Origin of the sequence: Salegentibacter sp. 24, assembly GCF_004362395.1 — a bacterium.
Lineage (GTDB): Bacteria > Bacteroidota > Bacteroidia > Flavobacteriales > Flavobacteriaceae > Salegentibacter.
Genome location: NZ_SNWE01000022.1, coordinates 18,388 through 32,375, shown reverse-complemented (window position 1 = coordinate 32,375; position 13,988 = coordinate 18,388). Strand labels below are relative to the sequence as shown.

General features: G+C 37.8%; 6 protein-coding genes. All 6 read left to right on the top strand.

The genetic code is table 11. From position 1 onward, the window contains the following. Positions 1-38 precede the first annotated feature (38 nt). The 6 genes from DET49_RS14575 (at position 39) to DET49_RS14550 (ending at position 13,986) form a co-directional block, all read left to right on the top strand. On the top strand, positions 39-914 hold the full coding sequence (locus DET49_RS14575) for a diacylglycerol/lipid kinase family protein (RefSeq protein ID WP_133548965.1): 876 nt from the start codon (positions 39-41) through the stop codon (positions 912-914). A gap of 288 nt (positions 915-1,202) precedes the next feature. After that, positions 1,203-4,289, top strand: a complete 3,087-nt coding sequence (locus DET49_RS14570) for a SusC/RagA family TonB-linked outer membrane protein (protein WP_133548963.1) — start codon at positions 1,203-1,205, stop codon at positions 4,287-4,289. 9 nt (positions 4,290-4,298) lie between these two features. Beyond that, positions 4,299-5,888 carry a RagB/SusD family nutrient uptake outer membrane protein gene (locus DET49_RS14565; RefSeq protein WP_133548961.1) on the top strand — a complete coding sequence of 530 codons (1,590 nt, stop codon included), beginning with the start codon at positions 4,299-4,301 and terminating at the stop codon, positions 5,886-5,888. A gap of 138 nt (positions 5,889-6,026) precedes the next feature. Beyond that, the gene (locus DET49_RS14560; protein ID WP_133548959.1) at positions 6,027-9,401 is read left to right on the top strand and encodes a VCBS repeat-containing protein; all 3,375 of its coding nucleotides are present in this window, start codon (positions 6,027-6,029) and stop codon (positions 9,399-9,401) included. After that, entirely contained in the window at positions 9,385-12,651 is a 3,267-nt protein-coding gene (locus DET49_RS14555; RefSeq protein WP_133548957.1) for a VCBS repeat-containing protein, read from the top strand. The genes DET49_RS14560 and DET49_RS14555 overlap by 17 nt, the downstream gene beginning before the upstream one ends. Continuing rightward, positions 12,652-13,986 carry a vanadium-dependent haloperoxidase gene (locus DET49_RS14550; RefSeq protein ID WP_133548955.1) on the top strand — a complete coding sequence of 445 codons (1,335 nt, stop codon included), beginning with the start codon at positions 12,652-12,654 and terminating at the stop codon, positions 13,984-13,986. It abuts the gene before it with no gap. Positions 13,987-13,988 lie beyond the last annotated feature (2 nt).

Here is a 13,988-nt window from a genome sequence, read left to right as displayed (position 1 = left end):
TCCAAAAGAATTAAATTTAAACATATTTTGGAAGCTATATGGAAGAAATAAAAAAGGTTTTACTTATTGTCAATCCCATCTCGGGAGATCGTAATAAAGAAAATATTATTGAGCGGGTTGCTGTTGAAGTTAAAAAAATTAATGCCGAACTAAAAACCTACAGAACTACAGGAGAAAACGACCAGGAAAAAATTCAGAAACTGGTTGAAGAAAGTAATTTTGATCGCGTTCTAATTGTTGGAGGTGACGGAACCATAAAACAAGTGGCAGAAGGATTAAAAGAAACCGAAATTCCAATTGCAATTATATCTGCTGGTTCCGCAAATGGGCTTGCTCTTAATTTAGGCATTCCCAATAATTTAAAGGAACAAATAAAAATAGCCTTCGGTCATAATATGACTCAAATGGACACCTTGGATGTGAACGGCGAATTGTGCTTACACATCGGTGATCTTGGATTAAATGCCGAATTGATCAAAAATTATCATAATTCCAATATTAGGGGTAAAGTTGGCTATTTGCTCCAGTCAGTTCCTACACTTTGGGAAAGTAAATACCCATTTGAATTTGAAATTAAACTTGAAGATAGAAGTTTAACTAAAAAAGGGATCCTCCTTGCTTTTGCAAATGCTAAAAAATACGGTACCGGAGCCAATGTAAATCCCAAAGGAAAAATCAATGACGGTGTTTTTGAAATCCTCTTATTTAAGAATTTTGACATACTGGAAATTTTAAAAACTTTACGAAATGAAACAGACGTAAATTCAGAATTTGTAGAGATCATTCCTGTTAAAGAAGTCCAGGTTTTTTGCAAAAAACCGGTGGCTTTTCAAATTGATGGAGAATATATCGGAGAAAAAGAAGAAATTTCTGTCAAAATCTCCCCTAAAAAACTACTAATAATGACACTTTAAATAGATAAAACTCATTATTTATCAACAAAATACTCAAAATATTGAGATATTTATATGTAAAATTTACGTTTAAAATGTAATCCACTGATTTAAAGCTATTTATTACCCTTTGAACAATTCTCAATAAAATATTTCGTTAAAGATATCTTCATTTTTAACAACAATAATCGATCGATTAGAAAATACGAAAACGTTTGCGTCTATTAGCCTTGTGAAATTTAGCATAAATTTTTACTAAATTAGAGCTTCAACTTAATGGTTTAATTAATCAACTGTAAAATTAAATTTATGAAACAAAGATTACTCAAAATTGGTATGTTTCTATTTGCTATTTTCAGCTTTGCATTTACTCAAGCTCAGGAAACAGTAACAGGAACAGTAACCGATGGGGAAATGCCCTTACCGGGAGTGAACATTTTTGTTAAAGGAACCTCCAATGGTACCGTAACAGATTTTGATGGAAATTTTTCCTTAGATAATGTTTCTTCTGACGCGGTTTTGGTTTTTAGCTTTGTAGGCTATTCCCAACAGGAAATTCCACTTAATGGAAGGACAACATTGAATGTCACTATGGAAGAAGATGCCGCTGCCTTAAGTGAAGTAGTGGTTATTGGTTATGGTAACGTTCAAAAACGTGATGCAACCGGGGCCGTATCAACGGTTTCCGCTGATGAGTTTAACCAGGGGGTAATTTCCTCACCGGAAGAACTTATTCAAGGTAAGACCGCTGGTCTTCAGGTAACCTCTTCAAGTGGTGAACCAGGCGCTGGTGTTAATATTAGAATTAGAGGGACAACTTCTGTAAGAGGTGGAAATGATCCGCTTTTTGTAGTTGATGGAGTTCCCTTAGCTGGAGATGAAATTTCTGCAGGAGGATCGGATGTTGGTTTTGGAACATCTTCCGCGAAAAACCCGCTAAATTTTATTAATCCTTCGGATATCGAGAGTATAAGTGTACTTAAAGATGCATCTGCCACTGCTATTTACGGATCAAGGGGTGCAAATGGAGTGGTGATTATTACTACTAAAGATGGTAGAGGAGCAGAAAGTCGCTTAAACTATAGCACCAACATTGGGGTAGCCTACCCTGCCAATGAATATGACCTTTTAAATCGTGAAGAATTTCTAGACGCTATAGAAAGTTATGGCGGGAATAGAGAAGATCTTGATTTTGGAGGAAACACGGACTGGCAGGATGAAATCACTCGTACTGTGCTATCACAGACCCATAACCTGTCTTATTCAAACTCCTACCAAAGTGGTAATTACAGGGTTTCTGGTAATTATACCGATCAAAATGGTATCGTTGAAAACTCTTCGATGCAAAGGCTAACCGGAAGACTAAATATAACACACAGACTATTTGAAGATAAATTAAGACTTAATCTTCAGTCCACGATCTCCAGAATAAATGACGAACGTGCGCCGATTTCAGACAATGCCGGTGCCCAGGGTGATTTACTTGGGACAGCATATTTTGCAAATCCAACATATCCCGCAGATCCTGAGTTTTCTCCAGGAGGAGATTTTATCAATCCTTTGGCTTTGTTAAAATATAATCAGGACCTTACCGAAACTGATAGGGTGCTTTTAAACTTTTCTGCTGACTATGAGATCCTACCCGAGTTAAGCGCAAAGGTCTCTTTAGGTTATGACGAGTCTAATTCTTACCGGGGCGCTGCACTTTCAGGTGATATTACCGGTGTAGGTGCTGGTGTACCTGGAAATGGTAGGGCCAGTATCAATGAAATAAATGCGACCAATAGGCTGATGGAAATTACTGCGAATTATGAAAAAGAATTTGAAAATTCTAACTTTTCCGCATTGATTGGTTATTCCTTCCAGGATTTTAGTCGTTCCGGCTCAAATATTTCCGGTTTCGGCTTTACTACTGGTGATATGGATGCTATGATTGATGAACTCCAGGCCGGAAGAGATGCTATTGAAGATGCTATAGATGGATCTTACCAGCAATACGGTTACACGGGAGAAGAAATTTTTATCAATCGTCTTTTCCCTGAAATTGAAACTGATAATATTGCCGCACCAGGGGGTATTGCTACGGCTGCTATTGCTGGTGATACATTTGATATTACAGATGAATTGCAATCGTTCTTTACAAGGGTTAATTACGACCTGGCAGGGAAGTATCTATTTACCGCCACTCTAAGAGCTGATGGTTCTACTCGTTTCGGAGGTAATAATAAATATGGGTATTTCCCCTCAGGGGCTTTTGCCTGGCAAATGGGTGATGAAGATTTTATCCCGGAAGCTTTTTCAACTTTAAAATTAAGACTGGGATATGGAATTACTGGTAACCAGGAAATTCCATATAACCAGTACGAGCAAAGAGAGCGATGGGCTGGATTTGGAATTAACAATGGGGGGGGAATAGATGCACCGGGTACCACTTTGGTATCTTTTGCGAATCCTGACCTGCAATGGGAAGAAACAAGCCAGACTAACATTGGTATTGATTATGGTTTTATGAATGACAGATTGAGTGGTTCATTAGATTTTTATTACAAGAACACAACCGATCTTTTAATCCAGGTATTTTCTGCCCAACCTTCCCCCCAGCCTTTTGTATTCCAAAATCTGGATGCCAATGTTATTAACAAAGGAGTTGAATTCGCAGTAGATTATGATATTTTTCAGAAAGATGATTTTTTCTGGAATTTCGGATTTAACATAGCATATAACCATAATATGGTTGAAGATTTTGACGGGGTTATTGATACTGGTGCCATTAGTGGCCAGGGCTTAACAGGTGCTTTTGCACAACGTTTGGTTGGTGGTCAGCCCCTCTTTTCCTACTTTTTAAGAGAGTTTGCTGGATTTGATGAGGAAGGCCAGTCTATATATCCAAATGGTGATGTACAGCAATTCGTTGGAAAAAGTGCATTACCCACCACTAACCTGGGTATTACCACCAGCGTCGAATATATGAACTGGGATTTTTCTGCTTTTCTATCTGGCCAGTTTGGTCATTATATCTATAATAACACCGAAAATGCTTATTTTACAGCAGGTGCTATTGGAAATGGTAGAAATGTAATCCAGGATGTTATCGGAAACGGAGAATCAAATTTAAATGCTCCGGATGTATCTACCAGATTTTTGGAGAAAGGAGACTTCCTTAGAATGCAGAACTTAACCGTTGGATATAATTTTGATCTAGAACAAGAGAACTTCTTTAATACCTTAAGATTATCCGTTACAGGGCAAAATCTATTTGTTATTACAGATTACTCTGGTCTGGATCCAGAAGTTAATACCAATAAATCCTTAAATAATGTTCCTTCTGCAGGTATAGATTATACTGCATATCCACGACCAACCACAATTACCTTTGGTTTAAATGCATCATTTTAAAAGAGAATTATGAAAAGAAATATTTTTAGATTAACGTTAGCCAGCCTGGGAATTCTCAGTATCGTTGCCTGTACCGATTTGGAACTGGAAGATACTGATTCGGTATCTAGAGAGGCCGGTTCAGGAGAATTTACCGGTGTAAGCAATGTAGAAAGCTCACTTGACAACGCATATAACGCGATACAATCACATTTACAAACGCAGGAAAATTTATATGCCCTGCAGGAAGTTACATCAGATGAACTTGTTGTTCCCACCAGGGGAACGGACTGGGGTGATAATGGAGTCTGGAGAACCTTGCACCAGCACACCTGGGATGCAACTCACCGTTTTGTGTTAAACACTTGGAATAATTTTAATTCCAGCGTATACTCACTGACAGAAATTATCGAAACCCCCTCGGCCACGCCACAACAAATTGCTGAAGCTAAAACTTTACGAGCCTTTAGTATGTTCTGGATTATTGACCTTTTCGGCCAGGTACCCTTTAGGGGAGTAGATGAAGGACCTAGTGTGAGTCCTAGTGTAATGAATAGAACAGAGGCCTTCAACTTCGCTTTGACTGATCTTCAGGAAGCTTTACCAGATCTTCCTACCTCAGGGCCGGGTGCAGATACCGATAGGGCTTCAAAAGCTTTGGCTCACTTCTTACTAGCAAAAATGTACCTCAACAAACATATTTTCACAGGTACTGGCACTGCTGCACCAGAAGATATGACCCAAGTAGTAAATCACGTCGATGCAATTGCTGAAGATGGTTTTGCTTTACAAAGCGGTTTCTTTGAGATCTTTGAACCCTCAGTAGATGTATCTGATACCGAAATTATTTTTAGAACAAATTATGGAGCTGATACTCGTATGTGGAGTACATTACATTATAACCAGGGTACGCCGGGCAATACAGCCGGGGGATGGAATGGTTTTTCTACTCTAGCTGAATTTTATGATCTTTTTGAAGGAGATCCTCAAATCAATGTGCCGGGATCAGGCCAGGAGGAGCGCAGAGGTTTTGTGCCTCTTTCAGGGAATACCGCCAGTGCAGGAGAACTTGATGCCGATGAAGATGGAATGGAAGATGGTTCCTATATAGGTTATGGTTTTCTAATAAACCAGCAATACGCTATGGATGGATCTGAATTGACCGATAGAACCGGTAACCCATTAATCTTTACAAAGGAATTACCTGGTTTGGTGGGTAATAATGAGAGAACAGGAATAAGAGTTTTAAAATACCATCCTTCCGATGGTGCCTTTCCTCCAAACCTAGTGGTATTTAGATATGCAGATGCTCTTTTAATGAAAGCAGAAGCTATTCATAGAGGAGGGACATCAAGCGAAACTGCTTTAGGCCTGGTGAACGATTTGCGTGAAATAAGAGGCGCAACTCCATTAGATGGTTTAACCGATCAGGATCTTTTAGATGAGCGAGGAAGAGAACTCTATATTGAATTTACAAGACGTCAGGATCAAATAAGATTTGGTACCTATACTGGAACCTGGGCTTTTAAGGATAATACCGAAGCTTTTAGAGTATTGTTCCCAATTCCAGCCACAGCCTTAACTTCTAACCCTAATTTAGTTCAAAACGAAGGGTATTAGTAACTGAATTGATTTTAAAAAAGAGACTAAAAATGTATAGTATTTTTAGTCTCTTTTCTATTTCTAAACTTAGACGCTTCTTAATTTTTGCTTAAATTGCTAAGCATATATTCCAATATTAAATCCTGTTTTTCCTCGATGAAAATCAATAAGCCCTACCCTTACCAACTCGTTTTCAGTTTAATCCTTTTCAAGTTATTATTTATCTCATGTACAAATGACAAAAAGGAGGATAGGATTCAGGAAGAAATTCAAAATGAAAATGCCTTGTTTTCCAAAATGTCTTCCAATCAAACAGGAATCGACTTTGAAAACACCATTTCCAATACTAAAAAATTCAACATTTTTAAATACCGGAATTTTTATAATGGTGCCGGAGTAGGTATCGGTGACATTAATAATGATGGTCTGCCCGATATTTATTTAACTTCCAATCTAGGGAGAAATAAACTCTACCTCAATAAAGGAAACTTCAAATTTGAAGACATCACTAAAAGTTCTGGCACGGCAGGAACCAAAAATTGGAGTACTGGTGTTAGCCTGGTAGATATCAACCACGATGGTTATTTGGACATTTATGTGAGCAATGCCGGAAATATAGAAGGAGCAGATAGAAGAAATGAACTTTTTATCAATAATGGGGATCTAACATTTACACAAAACGCCGCTGCTTATAATTTAGATGAAAATGGGTTCACCACCCATGCTGCTTTCTTTGATTATGATATTGATGGCGATCTCGACGCCTATATCCTTAACAACAGTTTTATTCCGGTTTCCAGTCTGAGTTTTGAAAACAAAAGGGATCTCAGGGGTAAGGATTGGGACTTGCCTGAAATTTTCAAAGGTGGAGGTGATAAATTATTGCGCAACGACAATGGAAAATTTATCGATGTTAGCCAGGAAGCCGGAATCTATGGAAGTCTCATAGGCTTCGGGCTAGGAGTTACCGTAGGCGATGTTAATAACGACCAGTTACCTGATCTATACATATCCAACGATTTCTACGAACGGGATTATCTTTATATTAATAACGGGGATGGTACTTTTAAGGAAGATATTAAGAACCGGCTTTCACATTTAAGCCTTTCTTCTATGGGTGCTGATATGGCTGATATTAATAACGATGCCAAGCCCGAGATTTTTGTAACCGATATGCTCCCTGAAAGTGATAAACGTCTTAAGGAAACAACCAGTTTCGAACGATTCGACATTTATAAGTTAAAAGAAAGCAGGGATTTCTATCATCAGTTTATGCAAAACACCCTGCAGCTCAATAGGGGAAACAATAAGTTTTCTGAGATTGCATTTCACAGTGGGGTGGCACAAACAGATTGGAGTTGGGGAGCTCTTATCTTTGATATGGATAATGATGGATTCAAAGATATTTATGTAAGCAATGGCATCTACCACGATCTAACCAACCAGGATTTTATGGATTTCTTTGCCAATGAAATACTCCAGGAAATGGTACTTACGGGAAAGAAAAAGGAATTTGATTCGATTTTAAATAAAATGCCAAGTAATCCCATTCCAAATTACGCCTTTAAAAACAATGGGGATCTAACCTTTGATAATAAAACCACAGAATGGGGCTTAGATGAACCAAGTTTTTCTAATGGATCGGCTTATGCCGATTTAGATAATGATGGAGATTTAGACCTGGTGGTAAATAATGTAAATCAAGAAGTTTTTATATATAAAAACAAAACATCGGAAAAATTAGATCACAACTATTTAAAATTATCTTTTAAAGGCCAAGGAAAAAATACTTTTGCCATCGGTAGCAAAGCGCTTCTGTATTTCGGAAATCAAGTGATGGCTCAGGAATTAATTCCCACCCGAGGTTTCCAATCTTCTATAGATTACAAGCTTACTTTCGGCCTTGGAAAAGCCAAAAAAGTAGATTCCCTTCGAATCATATGGCCCGATAGTTCCACCCAACTTGTTAAAAACCCTGAGGTCAATACCACTTTAGCATTCGACCAGGCGCAGGCTAGCGAAAGCTATAATCCACAACAGAAACAAATTCAGCCCATATTTTATGAGCACAATGCGGACTTTAGATCACATAAAGAAAACAACTACATCGATTATGATTATGAAGGTCTAGTTCCAAAAATGTTATCTCAGGAAGGTCCGGCATTGGCCATAGCCGACATAAATGGGGATGGAAATGAAGATTTCTATTTAGGCGGCGCAAAAGGCCAGGCCGGTGTTCTTTATCTCCAAAGCAATTCAGGAAAATTCACCGAAAAAAAGCTCGATATCTTTAACAGGGATGCACATTTTGAAGATACTTTTGCTGTTTTTGCTGATGTAAATGGTGATCAAGATCCAGATTTAATTGTTGGTTCTGCTGGTAACCAGGCGAACCTGGATAAAGAAGCCTTTCGCAATAGAATTTATCTGAATCAAGGAAGGGGTCAGTTCAAGATCTCCAATACGACCTTACCCAATTCGGGGCATAATACATCAGTAATTGCTCCTTATGATTTTGATAGTGATGGAGATAATGATTTGTTTATAGGTAGCAGAAGTGTTCCCGGGATCTTCGGCATAAATCCGAACCATCAATTGTTGGAAAACGATGGAAAAGGAAATTTTGAAGATGTTACCCAGGCAAAAGCATATATTCTGAACGACCTGGGAATGGTAACTGATGCTGCCTGGAGTACGATCAGTGGCGACAAAACAAAGGATCTGATTTTATCGGGAGATTGGATGGCCCCAAAAATTCTGCAAAACAACGGGAATTCCTTTGAATTAGTAAAAAGTAACCTGGATGAAATTTCTGGATCTTGGACAAGTTTATTAGTTTCAAATATAAACGAAGATGATTATCCAGATTTTATATTAGGAAATAGAGGCACTAATTCATTTTATCAAACTACGGCGGATAATCCTGTTAAGGTTTATATTAACGATTTTGATAATAACGGCACCATAGAACAAATTTTCACACGAAGTATAGATGGTCAAGATGTGCCAATTCATTTACGACGGGAACTGGCCGGGCAAATTTCAGCCATTAAAAAGCAAAATCTTCGCTTTTCAGAATATGCCACAAAATCCATACATGAACTTTTTTCTAAAAAAATTATTGATAATTCCATCGTAAAAGAAATAACAAACTTTAAAAGCCTTATTGCTTTGAGCGATTCCAATGGGAATTATAAGTTTAAAGAGCTCCCGGCAGAAGCACAACTTTCCAGTATACATGCCATTGCTCATTTAGCTACAAAAAATGGAAGCAATTATTTTTTACTTGCCGGAAATGATTTTAATTTAAAACCGCAATTCTCTCGTCTCGATGCAAGTAAAGGACTTGTTTTAAAGGTAGAGAAAAATGGAACGATGGAAATTCTTCCTACAGCACAAACCGGATTTTCTGTTGAAGGAGAAGTAAAGTATATTCGGAAAATAAGAAATAAAAATGGGGAGATATATATTCTAGTCGCGATCAATAATGAGGAACCAAAAATCTTTAAGTTTGATGAAAAAGCACTTTAGTTTACTGCTTTTATTGCTTTTTTTGTTCTCCTGTGAGAAAGAAAACACTGGGAAAGATTATCTTTTTGAACAACTTCCCGCCGAAACTACTGGATTAAATTTTAGCAACGAACTTAGAGAAACCAAAGCTTTAAATATTTTAGATTACCTGTATTACTACAATGGTGGGGGCGTTGCCGTTGGTGATATAAATAATGACACTTTACCCGATATTTACCTTACGGGGAACCAGGTGGAAAACAAACTTTTTCTCAATAAAGGAAACATGAGGTTTGAAGATATCACCGAAAATGCAGGAGTTTCAGGTACATCAGATTGGAATACCGGTGTAGTTATGGCCGATGTTAACGCAGATGGTTTTTTAGATATTTATATATGTGCCGTTGTGGGAATCAACGGACTCAATGGCAAAAACGAACTATTTATCAACAATGGGGATGGTACATTTTCGGAAAAGGCTAAAGAATTCGGATTAGACTTCCAAAATTATTCTTCCACAGCAGCGTTTTTCGATTTTGATAACGATGGAGATTTGGATATGTACCTTCTAAATCACGCAGTGCATACGGTCAACACCTATGGCCCCGCAGATATAAGAAATAATCGAGTTGCAGAGAGTGGTGATAAACTGTTAAGAAATGATAACGGTAATTTTGTTGATGTCAGTGAGCAAGCAGGAATTTATGGAGGTGCCAATGGTTATGGACTCGGCCTTGCCACAGCCGATTTTAACAATGATGGATTTACCGATATTTATGTCAGTAACGATTTTCACGAAGATGATTATTACTACTTAAACAAAGGAGACGGCACTTTTACCGAAAGCTTAAAATCTAAATTTGGTCATGTAAGCAGGTTCTCTATGGGCAATGATGCCGCTGATGTAAATAACGATGGGTTTATAGATATTATGACCCTGGATATGCTCCCACAGGATGAAAAAGTTTTAAAAGCCTCTGTAGGTGATGATCCCAGGGATTTAGACAAGTTGAAGACTGATCAGCTAGGATACCATTACCAGTATACCCGCAATATGTTGCAAATAAATCAGCATGGGCAATATTTCCAGGAAGCAGGTCTCTTAAGTGGTGTAGCCGCTACAGATTGGAGCTGGGCTCCCCTATTCGCAGATTTTAATCAGGATGGCTATCAAGATTTGTTTATTGCCACGGGTATTCCTAAACGCCCTAATGATTTGGATTATATTAAATACGTTTCCAGCAATCAGATTCAGAAAAAAATAAACAATACCCGTTTGGTAGATAATGAGGCCCTAGATATGATGCCTTCTGGAAAGGTGCACAATTATATTTTTAAAGGCGCAGAAAATCTCGATTTTAAGGACCAATCAGGGAAATGGATCGAGAGAGATTCTGTGATATCTACTGGAATCGCATATGGTGATTTAGACATGGATGGCGATTTGGATATTGTGAGTAACAATATCAATGAAAACTCGTTTATTTATGAAAACCAGTCGGATTCTACTTCAGCCTATTTGAAATTATCTTTCGAGTTAGATACTGGGAATACCTTTGGAATTGGTACCAAAAGCATTGCCTGGCAGGACGGAAAAATGCAAACCCGCCAGCTTTATACCTCTAAAGGTTTCCAGTCTTCTTCTGAAGCGATTGTTCATTTTGGTTTTCCAAAACAGAAAAAATTAGATTCCCTACTGATCATCTGGCCGGATAATACCTATCAAAAATATACGGAACTCGAATTAAATCAACATTTAGTGATAAGACCAAAGAGTAGCCGGGATAGTATTAACTATAAAAGGCTTTATCCAGTCCCAGAGGTTTGGTTTGAAAAAACTGATTCCTTACCTGGAATTACTTACAGACATCTGGAGAACAGGTATACAGATTTTAATCGTCAAAAACTGATTCCTTATCAAATTTCAGATCGTGGACCAGCAGTTGCGGTGGGGGATTTAAATGCTGATGACCTGGATGATATCTACTTTGGAGGCTCAAAATTTCAACCTGCAGAAATCTTTTTTCAACAAAAAAATAATTTTAAACCGCAAGATTTAGAACTTCTTAAGAAAGATAAAAAAACAGAGAATACTTCCGCCTTTATCGCAAATTTGGATAATTCTCCTAAAAATGAACTATTTGTTAGCTCGGGAGGGGGTGAATTTTTTGGACAAGCTGATGCTTTACTAGACAGGATGTATGTTTTTGAAAATGGTCAATTAAATGCTAAAGCATTACCGAAATATTTTGAAAACACCTCGGTAGCCAAACCAGGCGATATTGACGGCGATGGTGACCTGGATATTTTTGTAGGAGGTGCTGCAGTTTCCAATGATTTTGGAAAAATCCCTTCCTCCTACTTACTCCTAAATGAAAATGGAAAATTCCGGATCAAGGAAAATTCCGAACTTGATAAGGTGGGTATGGTCACCGATGCGGTTTGGACCGATTTTAATGCAGATGGTCAGGAAGATCTTATTGTAATTGGGGAATGGATGGCTCCAAAATTCTTTATTAATAATAACGGAAATTTAAATAATATTTCAGAGACATTACTGGGAAAGAAGCTGAACGGGCTTTGGCAAAGTATCATCCCTTATGATATAAATAATGATGGAAAAATGGATTATTTACTTGGCAACTGGGGTTTGAACAGTAAATTTCAGGCTTCGCAAGAATTTCCATTAAAAATGTATTATTCAGATTTCGATAAAAACAGCAGTACGGAGACCATTGTAGCCTACGCGAAAAATAAAAAATATTATACTGTTCATGGTCTGGATGAATTAGTAGGACAACTTTCCTATTTAAGAAAGAAGTTTCCAGAGTATAAGGATTTCGCGGGAAAATCAGTAGAGGAAATTTTCGGAACCAAGGCTTTAGAGGATGCCAAACTACTGGAAGTGCATACATTGGCTTCGGGATATTTGTTAAATCAGGATGGTAAGTTTATATTTAAGCCTTTTAAAAATTCTTTGCAGGTTGCTCCTATTTTAGCATTTTTAAAGGCAGATTTTAATAAGGATAATGAGGATGAAGTATTAGTTGCAGGGAATTATTTTGGTGTTACCCCATACCACGGAAGGTTCGATGCACTTGCTGGGAATATCATTACCAACAATGGTAGTATCCTTAAAGGCGTTGATCTTGGACTAAATCTTACCCAAAAAAGTATAAGAAGCCTTGATATTATCGATTTTAATGGAATTAATTACCTTATGGTAAGCCTAAATAATGGCAAACCTGAATTTTATAAAATAAAGAATTAAATGAGAGTTTTTGTCACCCTATTTATTTGTTCGGTTCTATTAAGTTCCTGTCGCGGAGACCAAAAACCTATTGAGGTTTCAGCAAAAAATTATCACCAAACGGTAGATAAGATTACCGATATTATGGTACACGATATTTTTTCACCCCCTGTTGCCAGTCGTATATACGCTTATTCCAACCTTGCTGCTTATCAAATTATGAGACAGGAAAATAAGGAGCTAGTAGATTTCAGTGCTGAATTTGAAAAACTGGAACCAATTCCAAAAGCGGATTCTACAAGGCACATCAATTTTAAGGTTGCAGCGCTGGTTGCACAGATGGAAATTGGAAAGAAATTGATCTTTTCTGAAGATATGCTTACTTCCTACCGGGATAGCCTTTATGCTAGCTGGAAAAAAATTAACCAGGAAGAATTTGTTTCCTCAAAAAAATATGGCCTGGAGGTCGCGCGTCACTTGTCTAAATGGATGGATAAAGATAATTATAAAGAAACGCGGACTATGCCTAAATACACCGTGTATAGTGACGATCCTGGTCGCTGGCAACCCACACCACCTTCTTATATGGATGGGATCGAACCACATTGGGAAAAAATAAGGCCATTTACTCTTGATTCTGCATCACAATTTAAACCAGCACCTCATCCTGAATTTTCACTTACAGAAGGAACCACATTTCATAATGAATTAATGGAGGTGTATGAAATAAAAAAACAGATGGAGGAAACCGGTGATAAGGCCGAAGAAGTTAAAATTGCCCAATTCTGGGATTGTAACCCTTATGTTTCTACCCAACGCGGTCATCTGATGTTCGCTACCAAGAAAATCACCCCGGGTGGTCATTGGATGGGCATTTGTAAAATTGCAGCTAAAAAAGCTGATCTAAACTTTTCGCAAAGTTCCTATGCCTATACTGCTACCGCTATTGCCCTGGCCGATGGATTTATTAGTTGTTGGGAAGAAAAGTACAGTAGTAATCTTGTGAGACCAGAAACATTAATTAACAAATATGTAGACGACAACTGGAAACCTGTTTTACAAACTCCACCTTTTCCGGAATATTCCAGTGGCCATTCTGTGGTATCTGGTGCAGCTTCTATTGTACTTACAAAACTATTCGGCAATAATTTTAGCTTTAAAGATGATACGGAAGTTAAATATGGTTTACCCATTAGAACATTCAATTCTTTTTCTCACGCAGCCAGCGAAGCCGCTGTAAGCAGATTATATGGTGGAATTCATTACCGTTCTGCAGTGGAGAATGGTTTGGTACAGGGAAAAAATATCGGAAATCATGTGGTTCGAAACCTAAACCTGCAACCCCTCAGCTATTAATT